Raw genomic sequence first — 14195 nt, 5'->3', positions numbered from 1 at the left:
TCCCCAGGAACCTTTTGCCGGGGCCCCCATGCTGGCGCAAGCCAGCATGGGGTGGCCTCACTCCTCCCGGTCCGCCTCGTGAAGCCGCCTTCCCCAGAGGCTTTGGGGGGCGTGGTGCTCCAGAACCAGGGCCCGCACCTGGGGGTCTTTTATGCGTTCCGCCGCGTAGAGGGGGTGGTGGCGGCGCACCTGGAAGGCTCCCAGGAGGCCCTGGCGCAAGGGATAAGGGGGCAGGGGCGGGGCCAGGAGGCCCACCAGGACCCGCTCCCAGGGGCGGTAGGGCCTCAAGGCCTTGCCGGCGTCGTGGAGGAGGGCGGCCCGCAAAACCGCCTCCGGGGCCTCGGGATAGCGGGCCAGGAGGCGCTTGGCCACCCGCACCCCGTGGGCCCGGTCCCGGGGGTCCATGGCGAGGTAAAGCTCCCGCTCCTCCTCCTCGAGGAGGGCCAGGGCGAAGGCGTCGTCGGGGGCCTCCTGGGCCAGAAGGGCCCGGAAGAGGCGGGCAAGCCTCTTCCCAAGCCCCATTTAGATGAACTTCTTCAGCATGTTGGCGATCTCCCCGGGCTTCTTGGGGTCCACCTTGCCCTCGGAGACCTCGGCGGCGCAGACGTTCAGAAACTCGTGGAGGATCAGGGTAGCCGCCGCCTCCATGGCCTTCTTGGTGGCGGTCATCTGGGTGAGGACCTCGTCGCAGGGGCGCCCCTCGGCCACCATCTTCTGCAGGCCCCGCACCTGGCCCTCAATGCGCCGAAGCCGCTTCAGGATGTTCTCCACGGTATCCGGTCCCAGCTCGGTGGTCCTGGTCATGGGGGCATTATATACCATTACCCCCTATGCCGTCCTCGCTCACGGGTTCCTCGGCCTCCGGGGCCTTGGGCTTCCGCACCCAAAGAAGCCGCCCTCCCAGCAGACGGGCCAGGCGGCGAAGCTCTTCGCTAGGATCCTCTCCCTCCTCCGCTTCCCATGGAGGGTCCTCCAGGGGAGGCTCCGGTTCGGGCGGGGGAGCGGCCACCGGGGGAGGGGCTTCTCTTGGGGGGACCGGCTTGGTGGGGGGTGGGGGGCTAGCCCCACTCAGGCTTTTTTTTTCCAGGACGAAGGCCAGCTCCTCCACCCCGAACTGGGCCCGGGCCAGGGGGAGGAGGTGGGCCTTCTGCTCCTCGGCCTTCTTGTGGTGGAAGGCCTTGCTCTCGGGGAAGCGGAGGACGAGGGTCTTCCCCTCCAGGTGGGGCCTGGCCTCCCGCACGAAGGCCCTTAGGGTGGGCTTCAAAGCCTCCAGGAAGGCCCGCCACCCCTCGGCCAGGTCCTGGGCTTCCCCCGCCTCGGGGGGCGCCTTGGGCCTGGCGGGGGCGTGGGGGTCAAACTCGGGGACCGGGCCTGAGGCCGAGGCGGGCTCGGGGGGTGGGGTGGGCCCGGTGGGGGCCAGGTTGAGGAGGTTGAGGAGGGCGGCCTCCAGGGCCAGAAGGTCCGAGCGCCGGCTCAAGCGCTCCAGGGCCTCGTCCAGGCGGGTGAGGGCCTGGAGAAGCTCCTCGGGCCCGGCGGGAAGCCTGGCCCCACCGAGGCCGTAGGCGGCGTAAAGCCCCTCCCTGAGGACCTCCATGAGCCCCCCCACCAGGCTCCTCGGGGCGAAGCCCAGGCCGTAAAGCCGCCTGGCCTCCTTTAAGGCCTCGGGGACCTTTCCCAGGAGGAGGGCCTCGGCCAGGCGGGCGAGGGCCTCCTTTGGGGGGAGGCCCAAAGCCGCCTCCACCTGGGTTCGGGTGAGGGGGCCCTCGAGGAGCAAAAGGCGCTCCAGGAGGCTTTCGGCGTCCCGCATGGCCCCGTCCGAAAGCCTGGCGATGAGGAGGAGGGCCTCCTCCTCGGCCTCCCTACCCATTTCCTCCAGGATGCGCCGAAGCTTCAGGGCGATCTCCTCCTCCCTAAGGCGGCGGAAGCGGTAGTGCTGGACCCGGGAGAGGATGGTGGGGGGCATCCTCTCGGGCTCGGTGGTGGCGAAGACGAAGAGGACGTGGGGCGGGGGTTCCTCCAGGGTCTTCAGGAGGGCGTTGAAGGCGCTTTTGGAGAGCATGTGGGCCTCGTCCAGGATGAAGACCTTTTTGGGGGCGGTAAGGGGGGCCAAAAGGATCCTCTCCCTCAGCTCCCGCACGTCCTCCACGGAGTTGTTGCTGGCGGCGTCAATCTCCACCACGTCGGGGTGGGCGCCCTTCTGCACCGCCTGGCAGTGGGGGCAGACCCCGCAAGGGCGCTCGGGCCCCTGGCACCCCACGGCCATGGCCAGGAGGCGGGCGGTGGTGGTCTTGCCCACCCCCCGGGGGCCGGAGAAGAGGTAGGCCTGGGCCAAGCGCCCTTCCCGTATGGCCCGCAGGAGGGGCTCCTTCACGTGCTCCTGGCCCACCACCTCCTGGAAGGTGAGGGGGCGAAAAGTCCGGTAGAGGGCGCCCACAGGGGCTAGTATAGGGCTTGGTGCGGAGCTTCCTCTCCTTTCACGTCAAGGCCCCCCTGGAAAGGGTGGCCGCCTTCGCCGAGGGGCGCACGGGAGGGGCCGGGGTCTACCTGGTGCCCGACCCTCCTTGGACCAGCCTCTACCACGAGGCCCTCGAGGCCCAGGAGGACCCGGAAGCGGCGCGGGCCTTCCTGGAAGAGCTTTCCCACCTGGGCCAGGCCCTGGCCTTCTTTGTGGGGGAGGAGGAGAACCTCCTCTTCCTCCTGGCCCAAGGGGGGAAGGTGCGGGCCCTCCTCAAGAAGGGCCCCGAGCTGGGGGAGGACCTCTTTGGCCCCGAAGACCTCCTTTCCCTCCTCGCCCAGGCTCGGGCCATGCCCCCGGTGAGCGCCACCATGGCCCTGGCCTCCCACTTCGGCCTCCACCCGGACCACGCCGCTTTGGGCTTTTTGGACCTCCTGGAGGCCGAGGAGGAGGAGGGCCTGCCCGAGGAGGTGGTCTACCTTGAGTGAGCCCCTGGTGGTCAAGATGGGGGGGAGCCTGCGGGCCCCGGAGGCCCTTTTGGAGGAACTGGGCCGCTACCCGGGGCCCTTGGTCCTGGTCCACGGCGGGGGACCGGAGATCGGGGCGTGGCTTTCCCGATTGGGCCTGGAAAGCCGCTTTGAGGGGGGCCTGAGGGTCACGCCCCCCGAGGCCATGGAGGTGGTGGAAATGGTCCTCACCGCCATCGGCAAGCGCCTGGCCGGGGGGCTTTCCCGAAGGGGGCGGAAGGCCGTCGCCCTCTCGGGCCAGGACGCCCTCCTCCTCCGAGGGAGGGCCCTGCCCCACCTGGGCCGGGTGGGGGAGGTGGTGGGGGTGGAAAAGGCCCTCCTCCGCTTCCTCCTGGAAGGGGGCTACACCCCGGTGGTGAGCCCCATCGCCCTGGACGAGGCGGGGGCTTTAAACGTCAACGCCGACACCGCCGCCGGGGCGGTGGCCGGGGCTCTGGGCTGGCCCGCGGTCTTCCTGACCGATGTGGAAGGGGTCTATAAGGACCCCAAGGACCCCTCCACCCGCTTTCCCCGCCTCACCCCGGAGGAGGCTTCCCGCCTTAAGGAGGAAGGGGTGGTCCAGGGGGGGATGATCCCCAAGGTGGAGGCGGCCCTCTTCGCCCTCCGCCAGGGGGCCCCCTGGTCGGCCATCGCCAGGGGGCGGGAGGGGGTCTTGCGGGCGGTCCTTTTAGGCGAGGCCGGGACCCTCTTCAAAGAAGCCTGAGGAAGGCCGCCAGGAAGGCGGGGAGGTCCTTGGGCCCCTGGGCGGTGACCAGGTGGCCGTCCACCACCACCCCCGCCTCCTGGTAGAGCCCCCCGGCGTTGACCAGGTCGTCCTCGTCAAAGAGGTCCGCTGGCAGAATCCCGATGCGCCGCACGCCACACCTCCAGGAACTCCTTCAGGATATTCCCCGTCACCCCCCAGATGTCCACCCCCCGCCAGGGGAAGTGCCACACCCGCCTGCCCTGGCGCACCTCGCTCCAGGGGGTGAGGGCCAGGAGCTCGGCCAGGGGGGGCAGGAGGACCTCCGCCACCTCCAGGGGGTTGGGCCTCAAGGGGGGAAGGTCCGGGCGGAAGACCACCACGGGCTGGACCAGAAAGCCCTGGGGGGAGAGGGTGGGGGAGAGGAAGCCCAGGGGCTCGAGGCCCCCAAGCCCCACCTCCTCCATAGCCTCCCGCAAGGCCGCCTCCACCACCCCTTCCCCCGGCTCCACCACCCCTCCGGGGAAGCTCACTTGCCCGGCGTGGGTGGGCAGGTGGGGGCTCCTGCGGGTGAAAAGGAGCCGCTCCCCCAAAAGGGGCACGGCCACCGCCGCAAGCCGAAAGCCCCTTGGCGGCTCTAGGCCTTGCGGCAGGCCTTGAGGGAGCGCCGCCTTAAGGCGCTCTCGGGGTCCAGGCCCCTTTCCACGAAAAGCCCCACCAGGTTCCACAAGGCCTCCTCCAGGTCCCCTGCCGCCAAAGCCCGCCTAAGCCCCTCCTCGCTTCCCCGGTCTAGGCCCTTCTTCTGCAGCTCGTAGGCCTTGAGGAGGGCGGGTAAGGACCTGGGGCCGCAGGGGTCTTCCTCCTTGCCCTCCATGGCCTTCAGCTCCTCCCAGCGGGCCTTGACCTCCTCCGGGGTCTTGGCCGTGGCTTCCCCGAAGACGTGGGGGTGGCGGCGGATGAGCTTTTCCACGATGCGGCCCTCCACGTCGGCGTAGGTGAAGGTGCCCCTTTCCTCGGCGATGACGCTGTGGAAGGCCACCTGGAGGAGGACGTCCCCCAGCTCCTCGGCCATGGCCCTGGGGTCCCCCTCCAGGATGGCGTCCGCCGCCTCGCCCGCCTCCTCCAGCAGGTAGGGGACCAGGCTCTCGTGGGTCTGAGCCCGGTCCCAGGGGCACCCCCCGGGCCCCCGCAGGCGGCGCATGACCTCAAGAAGCCGCTCCATGCCCCCCATTCTCCCTTAAGAGGAGCCCCCCCGCCAGGGACAGGCCCACCAGGAGCAGGGACAGGGGGTCCAGGGGGGCCCTTTCCAGGACCAGCCCCCCTTCCCCCGGGACGGGGAGGCCCGTGGTGCGGGTGAGGAGGAAGAGGAGGACCAAAGCCCCCACCAGGTACCGCCCGGCCTTGAGCCACCCGGGGCCCAGGGGCACCTCCAGGAGGGGGAGGAGAAGGAGGGCCAGGCCAAAGCCCAGCTCCAACGCCAGGAGGACCATGAAGAGGAGGCCGTACCATAAGCCCGGGCTCTGCAGGGCCAGGGCGGGGTCCTTCAGGCGGAAGACCTCCCCGCAAAGCCCCCCGCCCAGAGGGGTCTCCCCAAAGCCCAGAATCTGGAGGAAGAAGGGGAGGATGAGGAGGAAAGCGGCCAGGCGGAGCACCCTTCTATGCTACCGGTCCCGCCGGGCGAAAAGGGTGGCGGCGAGAAGGGTGAGGAGAAGGCCAAAGAGGACCAGGTAGCCGAGGCCGAGAAGGGGCCCCACCGTCCCCAGCCTTTCGGCCACCAAATAGCCCACGGGGCCGGTGAGGACGGGGGCCTTCAGGCCCAGGAGGAGGCCCACCCGGTGGATCTCCTGGGGGTTGAGGAGGAGGGCCAGGGTGAGGAGGCCCTCGAGGGGGTAGTCCCTAAGCCTCACGGCCAAGGCCACCGCCAAAGGGCCATAAAGGACGTTCAGAAGGCAAAAAAGGCCAAAGCCTAGGGCCAGGGCCCGCCTCTCCTCCAGAAGGAGGGCCGAGAGGAGGGCGGCAAGCCCCAGCCAGAAGAGGAGAAGCCCCATGCCCGAAAGGAGAAGCCAGAGCCCCGCTTCCCAGGAGAAGCCCAGGAGGCCCGCTCCCAGAAGGAGGCCCAGAAGAAGGGGCGGCGCCAGGCCCAGGAGGACCCCAAGAACCCCCTGCAGGAAGGCCAAAAAGGGGCGCACAGGGAAGCCCAGGAGAAAGGCCCACTCCTCCCGGGAGGCGAGAAGGGGCACCGCCAGGGCCAGGACCAGAGGGGGGAGGAGGAGGGAAAGCCCGGAGTAGAGGCCCACCAGGCCCACCCCCTCCCCCCGGCCCTGGAAGCCCAGGGCCAGAAGGGGGGGCAGGAGGAAAAGGCCCGCGGTCCAGGGGTTGCGGGCCACCTCCTTGAGGAAGAGGGCGGTCACGGCCTAGGGGGTGGGAGGAAGTCCGTGGGGACCCAGGGGCGCTTTTCCCCCTCCTTCAAGGCCTCCTTCCAGGTGAGGACCCGGCCTCCCCGCCGCTCCGGCCGCTCCTTGAGGTGCCGCTCCAGGTTCTCCCGGCTCTTGAAGGCCAGAAGCCCCGAGCCCATGGGGGTGCGGACCTTGGGGTTGTGGTAGAGGACGGCCCTTTCCGCCTCCACCCAGAGGGGCTGGGTGCGGGTGCTTTCCAGGAAGTCCGCCAGGTAGACCTCCTGGGCCTTGAGTTGGGGCCCGCCCCAGCCCGAAAGCTGGTCCAGGAGGCAGGCGAGGTCATCGTAGAAGAAGGCCTTGCCCTGGGGGTTCACCGCCTGGGCGGCGTGGCGGGCATCCAGGATGGTCATGAAGCAGTAGGGGCAGGCCTCCACCCCCACCCGGAGGGCCCTGGGGGCGGCCAGGGCCTTGGGGAGGAGGGGGAGGGCCAAGAGGGCCAAAAAGCGGCGGCGTTCCATGGGTTCACCTCCACTCTACCAAGAAGGCCACCCCGGAAGGTCCCGGGGTGGCCCAAGATCGGGTTAGCGCCCCTTGGGAACGGTGTACTCCCTGGGGTCAAGGACGGCTTCCTTGGAGTGGAAGAACTTGGAGAAGGTTTCGTTGACCTCTAGATCGCCGATCCTTCCGCGCACCCTCCAGACGTAGTTCCCGCTCACCCCGGGGATGAACCAGCCCCGGTAGTACCCGGGCTGGCCGTGGGCCCGTCGCAGGTCCACCTGGAAGGCCTCCCCGTTGGGGGCGATGATCTCCACAATGAGGGTCTTTTCCAGCCCCTCCACGGGTTTGTCCCCTTCCGTGACCCTAAGGTCCAGGGAGTTGGGAAAGCCGGCGAAGGCCGGGTTGTAGAGGAAGCCGATCACGATCCTATATGGTCCCACCTGACGGCTCTCGTGGGCTAGAGCCAAGGCCGCCAAAGCCACGAGAAGAGCGGTTAAGAGCCTCCTGATTCCCATCATGGCCTTACCTCCTTAGCGCCTAATGGCTGTGGCCGTGCCCGTGGTCTTTCTCCCCGCCCAGAAGCCCCGCATGCCGGGCCAGGAGGGCTACCAGGTTCATCTCGGGCAGGGGGGCCAGGTCTAGGAGGGTCTGGAAGGTGAAGAAGTTCTGCCGGCCGTGCTGGGCCTTGTGGGCCTCGGCGAAGGCCCGGGCCTTGGCGGGGCTATCAAAGGCCACGAGCTTGGCGTTCATCACCACCATCATCCGCTCCCCAAAGTAGTAGGTGGCCCTCCGGGCGGGGATGAGGCGCACGCTTCCCTGAGGGTTCTGGGGATCGTAGCTTCCCCGATCGGTCACGTAGAAGGTGGCCCCTTCCCCGTCTTTCAGGCCGTGGACCCAGGCGTAGTTCACCATGCAGGCGAGGCTCTCAAAGTGGAGGGCCTCCACGGTCTCCTTGGGGTTGTGGGGGGCGGGCCGGGGTGCCTTGAAGGAGATCTGGCTGTAGGTCTGCTCAAAGAAGCCCTTGGCGAAGGTGCGCCCCCGCCACTCTCCCTCCGGGGTCTTGATGGGCATGCCGCAGAAGGCGCAGGTGGCCTCCTCCCAGGGAATGGGCTTCGGGGGGATGAGGTCCCTGCCCATCCCGGGGGACATGCCCATCTGGCTGTGCCCCATATGGGCCAGGGCCGGGGCCGCCAGCGCCAAACCGCCTAAAGCCGCCAAAACCTCACGCCGCGTCTTCGCCATAGACCACCTCCATTAGCCAGGGGAGGCGCTCTCCCCTTGGGCCCAAGACCTCTTCCGGGGGGCCTTCCTCCAGAAGCCTTCCCCCCTTGAGGAGAACAAGCCGCTGGGCCAGGGCGGCCTCCTCGAGGTCGTGGAGGGCCAGGAGGACCACCCCTTCCCCCTTGTCCCTGACCCAGTTCCAAAACCGCTCCCGCCCCCTGGGGTCCAGGGCGGCGGTGGGCTCGTCCAGAAGCCAGACGGTGGGGTTTCCCATGAGGCTTGCGGCGATGGCCAGGCGCTTGGCCTGCCCCCCGGAGAGCTCCCCCACCCGCCTGGGCAGGAGGGCCTCTATGCCCATGCGGAAGACGGCCTCGTCCAGGGCCTCCCGGGTCAGGCCCTTCACCTCCTGGGCCCCCTTCAGGACCTCGAGGGCCTTCAGGTGGGGGAAGAGCCTGGGGGCCTGGGGCAGGTAGGCCCGGAGGGCCAGGGCCTTGGGGTCCCTGGGGTCGTGGCCCAGGAGGGAAGCCCTTCCCCCATCGGGCTTGAGCCTCCCCGCCAGGACGGCCAGAAGGGTGCTCTTGCCCGCCCCGTTGGGGCCGAGAAGCCCCACCACCCCGCCTTCGGCCCGGAGGTTCAGGCCGAAGAGCCTCCCCCGCTTGACTAGCGCCTCCACCGCCACCATAGAAGACCTCCGCCAAGCCCCAGGAGAAGGGGGGCCGGGTTGGGCTTTTTCTCCTGGGGAAGGGGCCTCGGCTCCGGGTCCGCCAGGCCGAGAAGCCTCAGGCCCGGCACCTGGGTCTCGGCGCTTTCCCAGAGGACCACCCCGGGAGAGAGGGCAAAAAGGGAGAGCTCCGGCTGCCGGGCGAGGAGGAGGGCGAAGCTCCCGCTGGGGAGGTGGGGTACGGGAAGAGCCGGGGCCCGGTCGTAGGCGTTGCCCCGCACCCGGGCCTTGGCCTTGGGGGCGTCCACCAGGAGGTCGTAGAGGTTGCCCGAAAAGGCGTTTTCCACCACCTCCGCCGAGTTCTCCCCCCGCTCCCGGGTGATGCGGAGGGCGGTGCCGTTTTCCAGGAAGCGGTTTGCCCTCACCGCCACCTCCTTGGCGTCCAGGAGGACCAGGCCCAGGGTGTTGCCCAGGAAGAGGTTGGCCTCCACCCGGCTTTGTCGCTCGTCCTGGACCAGAAGGCCGTAGCCGATGGGGGTCTTGTGGTCCAGGAGCCGGTTTTTGGCCACCAGGTTGGCGGCCCCGTGCATGACGGCGTTGCCCACGGCGTTTTCCCGGCTCAGGTTCGCCTCCACCCGCACCTCCCAGGAGAACATCACATGAAAGCCGTAGCGGCCATTTCGCTCCAGCAGGTTCTTGTGGATCCGCATCCCGGGGCTGTACTCCACATAGATGGCATCCATGTAGCCCGAGAGTTGGCTCCCTTCCACCCCCGCCTCCGGGCTCCGGTAGACCAGGACCCCAGGGGAGCGGCCCAGGCCCCGGGCCTTCAGGCCCCGCACCTGGGCCTTCGGGGAGTCCTCCACCCTGACCGCCGTGGGGGCCCCTTGCACCTCCACCCCTTCCAGAAGGCATCCCTCGCACCCCTTCAGGTAGATGGCGGCGTCGGGCTCAAAGAAGTCCTCCTCCTTCCCGGCCCCCACCACCTCGAGGCCCCTCACCCGTATTCCCGGGGCCAGGAGGCTCAGGGTGTGCCCCCTCGTCCCCCGAAGGACCGCCCCCTCCCCCTCCACCACCAGGCCCGGGGCGCTGAGGACCAGAGGGCCCTCCACCTCCCCGGTGAGCTTCAGGACCGGGGCGGCCAGGGCCAGGCTCAGGAGAAGGGGGCCCATACACCGCCAGGCTAGGGCAGGGGGGTGGGACATTCGTACTTCCGGCGGAAAGTACATTTGTCCCGGTCCCGGGGTCTAGACTCTTCCCTGTGAGGCGCCTTCTCCCTATTCTCCTCTTCCTCTTCCCCGCCCTGGCCCAGGTGGTGGTGGTGGAGCCGGGCTGGGTGCGCCTGGTGCCCCCGGTGGTCCCGGACACCGCCGCCTACCTCACCCTGGTGAACCGGGGCCAGACCCCCTTAAGGCTTGTGGGGGCCGAGACCCCCGTGGCCAGCCGGGTCTCCCTCCACCGGGACCACCAGGAGCACAAGGGGGGGCACGCGGTCTTGGGCATGCGCCCCCTGCCCTACGTGGAGGTTCCCCCGGGGGGTAAGGTGGCCTTCCGCCCCGGGGGCTACCACCTGATGCTGGAGGGTCTCAAGCGGCCCCTGAAGGCGGGGGAGAAGGTGGAGCTCACCCTCCTCTTCCAAGGGGGCTTGAAGGTTAAGGTAGTCTTGCCCGTGGAGAGGCGATGAAGCGCTTTTGGCCGGCCTTCCTAATCCTGGGGCTTTTGGGCTTAGGCTACCTCCTCGTGCCCAAGGGTAGCCACAGCTTTTTCGGCACCCGCCTCCTGAACCCCAAGCCCGTGGACTTCACCCTCGAGGGCCCCAAGGGCCCCGTGCGCCTGGCCGACTTCAGGGACAAGCTGGTCCTCATCTTCTTCGGCTTCGTGCACTGCCCCGACGTCTGCCCCACCACCATGATCTCCCTGAAGCAGGTCTACGAGAACCTCTCCCCCGAGGAGCAGAGGCGCGTCCAGGTTATCTTCATCAGCGTGGACCCCGAGCGGGACACCCCGGAGATCGCCGACCAGTACGCCAAGGCTTTCCACCCCGCCTTCCTGGGCCTCACGGGAAGCCCCGAGGAGGTCCAGGAGGTGGCCCGCGCCTTCGGCGTTTACTACCAGAAGACCGCCTACCGGGGCCCCGGGGCGTACCTGGTGGACCACACCGCCACCACCTTCGTGGTCCAGGGGGGCAGGCTGGTCTTACTCCTAAGCCCCGACAAGCTCAACTTCGCCCAGAACCCGGGTTATCTTCCCAAGGTGGTGGCGGACCTGCGGGCCCTCCTGTAAGCTGAGGGCACGATGGATTTCAAGGGACTTTTGGAGAAGGCCAAAGAGGCGGCCAGGTCGGTGGCCCAGGAGGCCGAGAAGCGGCTTCAGGAGATCAAGGAGAAGCTGGACCAGGACAAGGACGGGCGGCCCGACGTCCTGGAAAAGGCCCTGGAGGAGGCGGAAAAGGCCTTGCATGAGGCCAAAAGCCGCCTGGCGGACCTGGACCAGGACAAGGACGGCGTTCCCGACAAGCTGAAGGAGGTCTCCGAGCTGGCCAAGAAGGCGGCGGAAACCGCCAAGGCCAAGGCCGAGGAGGCCGCCCACCTCCTCAGGGAGCGCCTGGGTAAGGGCGAGTAGGTGCCCGCACTTTGGTTTCGCCACATGAGGTGCCCAAGCCCGGGCTGAAGGCTTTTCTGGGGTACTTAGCCCAAGGCCACGTCCAGGGCCATCATCAGGGCGAAGCCCATCATCACCCCGAAGGTGGAGACGTCCCCGTTGCCCTCCCTTTGGCTTTCGGGGATGACCTCCTCCACGATCACGAAGACCATGGCTCCGGCCGCCAGGGCCATGAGGTAGGGGAGAAGGACCAGCATCTCCTGGACCAAAAGCGCTCCCAGGACCGCCCCGATGGGTTCCACGATGGCGGAAAGCTGGCCGTAGAACCAGGCCAGGCCCGCCCCCACCCCGGCCCGCCTCAGGGGCCAGGCCACGGCCAGGCCCTCGGGCAGGTTCTGCAGGCCGATTCCCAGGGCCAGGGCGATGGCCCCGCCCAGGGTGGCCGCCCCCGTGGGGTCCAGGCCAGCCGCCCCGAAGGCCACCCCCACCGCCAGGCCCTCGGGGAAGTTGTGCAGGGTGATGGCCAGGATAAGGAGGGTGGTGCGCCGCCAGGGGGTGGGGATCCCTTCCCGGGCCTCCATGGGAAAGCCCAGGTGCAGGTGGGGCAGGAGGCGGTCCAGAAGCCGGAGAAGGGCCCCTCCCGCCAGGAAGCCCACCACGGCGGGGACCCAGGGGGTCACGCCCTGGGCCTCGGCCATCTCCATGCCGGGGACGAGGAGGGAGAAGACGCTAGCCGCCAGCATCACCCCGGCGGCGAAGCCCAGCATCCCGTCCAGGAGCTTGCGGCTGGGCTCCCGGGCCAGGAAGACGCTGGCCGCTCCCAAGGCGGTGAGGCCCCAGGTGAAGAGCCCGCCCAAAAGGGCGTAGAGGAGGGGCGCTTCCATGGCCCCGATTTTAGGGGAGCCTAAATCCCCCGGCAAGCCCCCCTTGGGGTATCCTGGAATCAGGTATGCTGGATAAGCTCGCGCGCTTAGAGGAGGAGTACCGGGAGCTGGAGGCCCTTCTCGCCGATCCCGAGGTCCTGAAGGACCAGAAGCGCTACCAGGCCCTTTCCCGGCGCTACGCCGAGATGGGGGAGATCATCGCCCTCATCCGGGAGTACCGCAAGGTCCTCGAGGACCTGGAGGGGGTGGAAAGCCTCCTGGAGGACCCCGAGCTCCGGGAGGTGGCCAAGGCGGAGAGGGAGGCGCTTTTGGCCCGCAAGGAGGCCCTGGAACGGGAGCTTGAGCGCCACCTCCTGCCCAAAGACCCCATGGACGAGCGGGACGCCATCGTGGAAATCCGGGCCGGCACCGGGGGCGAGGAAGCGGCCCTTTTCGCCCGCGACCTTTTGGAGATGTACCTGCGCTTCGCCGAGGAGATGGGGCTGGAAACCGAGATCCTGGACTCCAACCCCACGGACCTGGGCGGCTTCTCCAAGGTGGTCTTTGAGGTAAGGGGCCCCGGGGCCTACGGCACCTTCAAGTACGAGAGCGGGGTTCACCGGGTGCAGCGGGTACCGGCCACGGAGACCCAGGGGCGCATCCACACCTCCACGGCCACGGTGGCCGTTTTGCCCAAGGCGGAGGAGTCCGACTTCCAGCTCAACATGGACGAGGTCCGCATTGATGTGATGCGGGCCTCGGGGCCCGGGGGCCAGGGGGTCAACACCACCGACTCGGCGGTGCGGGTGGTCCACCTGCCCACGGGCATCATGGTCACCTGCCAGGACTCAAGGAGCCAGATCAAGAACCGGGAGAAGGCCCTCATGATCCTCCGTAGCCGCCTTCTGGAGATGAAGCGGGCCGAGGAGGCGGAAAAGCTCCGCCAGGCCCGCCTGGCCCAGATCGGCACCGGGGAGCGCTCGGAGAAGATCCGCACCTACAACTTCCCCCAGTCCCGGGTCACGGACCACCGCATCGGCTTCACCACCCACGACCTGGAGGGCGTCCTCTCGGGTAAGCTCCAGCCCCTTCTGGAGGCCCTCAAGCGGGCCGACCAGGAGCGCCAGCTGGAGGCCATGACGGAAGCGTGATGCGCCGCGAGATCCTGGTGGTGGCGGCCATCCTCATGGACCGCCAGGGGCGGGTCCTCCTGGTGGGCAATGACTGGGGGCGCAAGGGCCTGGTGCGCTACACCCTCCCCGGGGGAACGGTGGAGCCCGGGGAGACGGTTCCCGAGGCCCTGGTGCGGGAGGTGCGGGAGGAGACCGGCCTAAGGGTGAAGGCCATTGAGCACCTGGCCTACGTGATCCAGGTGGAGGACCGCCGCAAGAACGAGCGCACCCTGGCCCTGGCCTTTAGGGCCAGCTACGAGGGGCTTCTGAACCCAAGGGACCCCGACGGCCACATCGTGGAGGCCCGCTTCTTCACCCTGGAGGAGGTGGCCCAGAAGCTTGCGGGCCACCGCCCCCTCCAGGAGCCCCTCATGGACTACCTTCAGGGCGAGCGGGGGCGGTTTTACGCCTACCCGGGGTGGGGCCTGGAGGGGGTTAGGGTCTAGGGCCCCAGCTTTCGCTTCAGGTAAGCCACAAGCTCCTCTATGGCCTTGCGGAGGGCCCTTTGCTCCTCGGCCAGGGCCTCCAGGGGGTCCTTGTGGGGCTCGAGGCCGGATAAGGTCTTGAAAAGCAGGGTGGTGTTGCCGCACCTGGGGCAGGCGATGCCTTCGGGGCGGACCGAGGGGGCGTAGAAGATGCGGGCCCCGCACCGGGGGCAGAGGAGGTACTTGGCCCCCAGGGCCTCTCCCTTGCGCACCTCCTTTTCCAGCTCCACGGCCTCCTCCCGGGGGAAGCCCAGGAAGTAGTCCTCCCCCACCTTGAGGAGGCCCGGGGTTTCCTCGGTGCTCTTCAGCTCCCCCCGCTTCCCCTCGGGGACCTCCCAGGTGAGGCCGTTCCAGCGGAAGTGGCGGAGGTGCTTCTTCCCCTCCCGGTCCTCAATCTCCACGATGAGCTGGAGGTTGGGGTCCTTGGGGTAGTAGTAGAGCCGCACCGCCTGCACCCCGGAAAGGGCCTGGGTCTTGGGCAGGGTGTAGCTCAAAGGGCCTTCCCCCCGGGCGGGGTAGCCCACCAGGCGCTCCAGGTCGTAGATGGTGAGGCCCAGGCGGCCAGAATCTCCGTAAAGGAGGCGCTCCACATGCTTGAAGGCGGCCTCGAGGCCTGGGTCCATGGCAAAAGTCT

At 68.8% G+C, this 14195-nt stretch carries 21 protein-coding genes and 1 pseudogene; 7 read left to right on the top strand and 15 right to left on the bottom strand.

The window, feature by feature from the left end:
• Positions 1-57: 57 nt before the first annotated feature.
• Genes BVI061214_RS02705 through dnaX form a run of 3 tightly spaced genes read right to left on the bottom strand, consistent with a single transcriptional unit; the run spans position 58 to position 2434 of the window.
• On the bottom strand, positions 58-522 hold the full coding sequence (locus tag BVI061214_RS02705) for an HD domain-containing protein (protein ID WP_003047247.1): 465 nt from the start codon (positions 520-522) through the stop codon (positions 58-60).
• Positions 523-804 carry a metal-sensitive transcriptional regulator gene (locus BVI061214_RS02700; protein WP_003047248.1) on the bottom strand — a complete coding sequence of 94 codons (282 nt, stop codon included), beginning with the start codon at positions 802-804 and terminating at the stop codon, positions 523-525.
• A gap of 7 nt (positions 805-811) precedes the next feature.
• Complete coding sequence (dnaX, locus tag BVI061214_RS02695) at positions 812-2434, bottom strand: DNA polymerase III subunit gamma/tau (protein WP_053767186.1); 1623 nt, start codon at positions 2432-2434, stop codon at positions 812-814.
• Positions 2435-2451: 17 nt separating this feature from the next.
• Between dnaX and BVI061214_RS02690 the strand changes: the two genes are divergently transcribed.
• Positions 2452-2943 (top strand): hypothetical protein, encoded by a 492-nt coding sequence (locus tag BVI061214_RS02690; protein ID WP_156303208.1) that lies wholly within the window; start codon positions 2452-2454, stop codon positions 2941-2943.
• Positions 2936-3685 (top strand): acetylglutamate kinase, encoded by a 750-nt coding sequence (argB, locus tag BVI061214_RS02685; RefSeq protein ID WP_053767184.1) that lies wholly within the window; start codon positions 2936-2938, stop codon positions 3683-3685. The genes BVI061214_RS02690 and argB overlap by 8 nt, the downstream gene beginning before the upstream one ends.
• Here the strand turns inward: argB and BVI061214_RS12420 are convergent.
• The 10 genes and pseudogenes from BVI061214_RS12420 to BVI061214_RS02640 form a co-directional block, all read right to left on the bottom strand.
• A pseudogene (locus BVI061214_RS12420) lies at positions 3672-3797 on the bottom strand (DJ-1/PfpI family protein); the annotation flags it as partial. The gene argB and the pseudogene BVI061214_RS12420 overlap by 14 nt on opposite strands.
• Positions 3798-3801: 4 nt before the next feature.
• Positions 3802-4272 carry an NUDIX hydrolase gene (locus BVI061214_RS02680; RefSeq protein ID WP_053767183.1) on the bottom strand — a complete coding sequence of 157 codons (471 nt, stop codon included), beginning with the start codon at positions 4270-4272 and terminating at the stop codon, positions 3802-3804.
• 29 nt (positions 4273-4301) lie between these two features.
• A complete protein-coding gene (locus BVI061214_RS02675; RefSeq protein WP_053767182.1) occupies positions 4302-4895 on the bottom strand; it encodes a MazG family protein in 594 nt (197 codons plus the stop codon).
• Positions 4870-5316 (bottom strand): hypothetical protein, encoded by a 447-nt coding sequence (locus BVI061214_RS02670; protein WP_053767181.1) that lies wholly within the window; start codon positions 5314-5316, stop codon positions 4870-4872. The genes BVI061214_RS02675 and BVI061214_RS02670 overlap by 26 nt, the downstream gene beginning before the upstream one ends.
• 9 nt (positions 5317-5325) lie before the next feature.
• Positions 5326-6075, bottom strand: a complete 750-nt coding sequence (locus BVI061214_RS02665) for a hypothetical protein (RefSeq protein WP_053767180.1) — start codon at positions 6073-6075, stop codon at positions 5326-5328.
• Positions 6072-6578, bottom strand: a complete 507-nt coding sequence (locus tag BVI061214_RS14005; protein ID WP_053767179.1) for a nitrous oxide reductase accessory protein NosL — start codon at positions 6576-6578, stop codon at positions 6072-6074. The genes BVI061214_RS02665 and BVI061214_RS14005 overlap by 4 nt, the downstream gene beginning before the upstream one ends.
• A 63-nt stretch (positions 6579-6641) precedes the next feature.
• Positions 6642-7076 carry a hypothetical protein gene (locus tag BVI061214_RS02655; RefSeq protein WP_053767178.1) on the bottom strand — a complete coding sequence of 145 codons (435 nt, stop codon included), beginning with the start codon at positions 7074-7076 and terminating at the stop codon, positions 6642-6644.
• A gap of 19 nt (positions 7077-7095) precedes the next feature.
• Positions 7096-7800 (bottom strand): nitrous oxide reductase accessory protein NosL, encoded by a 705-nt coding sequence (locus BVI061214_RS02650; protein WP_053767177.1) that lies wholly within the window; start codon positions 7798-7800, stop codon positions 7096-7098.
• On the bottom strand, positions 7781-8461 hold the full coding sequence (locus tag BVI061214_RS02645; protein WP_053767176.1) for an ABC transporter ATP-binding protein: 681 nt from the start codon (positions 8459-8461) through the stop codon (positions 7781-7783). Before BVI061214_RS02645 ends, BVI061214_RS02650 begins: the two co-directional genes overlap by 20 nt.
• Positions 8440-9612 carry a NosD domain-containing protein gene (locus BVI061214_RS02640; RefSeq protein ID WP_248841712.1) on the bottom strand — a complete coding sequence of 391 codons (1173 nt, stop codon included), beginning with the start codon at positions 9610-9612 and terminating at the stop codon, positions 8440-8442. Before BVI061214_RS02640 ends, BVI061214_RS02645 begins: the two co-directional genes overlap by 22 nt.
• 89 nt (positions 9613-9701) lie before the next feature.
• Between BVI061214_RS02640 and BVI061214_RS02635 the strand changes: the two genes are divergently transcribed.
• The 3 genes from BVI061214_RS02635 to BVI061214_RS02625 are packed head-to-tail and all read left to right on the top strand — an operon-like array spanning position 9702 to position 11062.
• Positions 9702-10124 (top strand): copper chaperone PCu(A)C, encoded by a 423-nt coding sequence (locus tag BVI061214_RS02635; RefSeq protein ID WP_053767174.1) that lies wholly within the window; start codon positions 9702-9704, stop codon positions 10122-10124.
• The gene (locus BVI061214_RS02630) at positions 10121-10723 is read left to right on the top strand and encodes an SCO family protein (RefSeq protein ID WP_003047279.1); all 603 of its coding nucleotides are present in this window, start codon (positions 10121-10123) and stop codon (positions 10721-10723) included. Before BVI061214_RS02635 ends, BVI061214_RS02630 begins: the two co-directional genes overlap by 4 nt.
• Before the next feature lie 12 nt (positions 10724-10735).
• Positions 10736-11062: a dolichyl-phosphate-mannose--protein mannosyltransferase gene (locus BVI061214_RS02625; RefSeq protein ID WP_053767173.1), complete on the top strand. Its 327-nt coding sequence runs from the start codon at positions 10736-10738 to the stop codon at positions 11060-11062.
• A 65-nt stretch (positions 11063-11127) separates the two neighbouring features.
• Here BVI061214_RS02625 and BVI061214_RS02620 read toward each other — a convergent pair whose 3' ends face one another.
• The gene (locus BVI061214_RS02620; RefSeq protein WP_053767172.1) at positions 11128-11925 is read right to left on the bottom strand and encodes a ZIP family metal transporter; all 798 of its coding nucleotides are present in this window, start codon (positions 11923-11925) and stop codon (positions 11128-11130) included.
• 65 nt (positions 11926-11990) lie between these two features.
• On the opposite strand from BVI061214_RS02620, the gene prfA reads away from it, so the two are divergent.
• Positions 11991-13055, top strand: coding sequence for a peptide chain release factor 1 (gene prfA, locus BVI061214_RS02615; RefSeq protein WP_053767171.1), 1065 nt, complete (start codon positions 11991-11993; stop codon positions 13053-13055).
• The gene (locus BVI061214_RS02610) at positions 13055-13522 is read left to right on the top strand and encodes an NUDIX hydrolase (RefSeq protein WP_003047293.1); all 468 of its coding nucleotides are present in this window, start codon (positions 13055-13057) and stop codon (positions 13520-13522) included. The genes prfA and BVI061214_RS02610 overlap by 1 nt, the downstream gene beginning before the upstream one ends.
• Here BVI061214_RS02610 and BVI061214_RS02605 read toward each other — a convergent pair.
• A complete protein-coding gene (locus tag BVI061214_RS02605; protein ID WP_053767170.1) occupies positions 13519-14184 on the bottom strand; it encodes a hypothetical protein in 666 nt (221 codons plus the stop codon). The two genes, BVI061214_RS02610 and BVI061214_RS02605, sit on opposite strands and share 4 nt — an antisense overlap.
• Positions 14185-14195 lie beyond the last annotated feature (11 nt).

The organism is Thermus aquaticus, assembly GCF_001280255.1.
GTDB classification, from domain to species: Bacteria; Deinococcota; Deinococci; order Deinococcales; family Thermaceae; genus Thermus; species Thermus aquaticus.
The sequence above is the reverse complement of the archived record's forward strand: the minus strand, read 5'-3'. Positions and strand labels throughout refer to the sequence as shown.

What these genes read in the sequence shown, in the direction of transcription:
- BVI061214_RS02700 (WP_003047248.1), bottom strand. Translation starts at nt 804, where the DNA reads ATGACCAGGACCACCGAGCTGGGACCGGATACCGTGGAGAACATCCTG.
- BVI061214_RS02610 (WP_003047293.1), top strand. Translation starts at nt 13,055, where the DNA reads ATGCGCCGCGAGATCCTGGTGGTGGCGGCCATCCTCATGGACCGCCAG.
- BVI061214_RS02630 (WP_003047279.1), top strand. Translation starts at nt 10,121, where the DNA reads ATGAAGCGCTTTTGGCCGGCCTTCCTAATCCTGGGGCTTTTGGGCTTA.
- BVI061214_RS02625 (WP_053767173.1), top strand. Translation starts at nt 10,736, where the DNA reads ATGGATTTCAAGGGACTTTTGGAGAAGGCCAAAGAGGCGGCCAGGTCG.
- BVI061214_RS02620 (WP_053767172.1), bottom strand. Translation starts at nt 11,925, where the DNA reads ATGGAAGCGCCCCTCCTCTACGCCCTTTTGGGCGGGCTCTTCACCTGG.
- BVI061214_RS02655 (WP_053767178.1), bottom strand. Translation starts at nt 7,076, where the DNA reads ATGATGGGAATCAGGAGGCTCTTAACCGCTCTTCTCGTGGCTTTGGCG.
- BVI061214_RS02650 (WP_053767177.1), bottom strand. Translation starts at nt 7,800, where the DNA reads ATGGCGAAGACGCGGCGTGAGGTTTTGGCGGCTTTAGGCGGTTTGGCG.
- BVI061214_RS02640 (WP_248841712.1), bottom strand. Translation starts at nt 9,612, where the DNA reads ATGGGCCCCCTTCTCCTGAGCCTGGCCCTGGCCGCCCCGGTCCTGAAG.
- BVI061214_RS02675 (WP_053767182.1), bottom strand. Translation starts at nt 4,895, where the DNA reads ATGGGGGGCATGGAGCGGCTTCTTGAGGTCATGCGCCGCCTGCGGGGG.
- prfA (WP_053767171.1), top strand. Translation starts at nt 11,991, where the DNA reads ATGCTGGATAAGCTCGCGCGCTTAGAGGAGGAGTACCGGGAGCTGGAG.
- BVI061214_RS14005 (WP_053767179.1), bottom strand. Translation starts at nt 6,578, where the DNA reads ATGGAACGCCGCCGCTTTTTGGCCCTCTTGGCCCTCCCCCTCCTCCCC.
- BVI061214_RS02645 (WP_053767176.1), bottom strand. Translation starts at nt 8,461, where the DNA reads ATGGTGGCGGTGGAGGCGCTAGTCAAGCGGGGGAGGCTCTTCGGCCTG.
- BVI061214_RS02705 (WP_003047247.1), bottom strand. Translation starts at nt 522, where the DNA reads ATGGGGCTTGGGAAGAGGCTTGCCCGCCTCTTCCGGGCCCTTCTGGCC.
- BVI061214_RS02605 (WP_053767170.1), bottom strand. Translation starts at nt 14,184, where the DNA reads ATGGACCCAGGCCTCGAGGCCGCCTTCAAGCATGTGGAGCGCCTCCTT.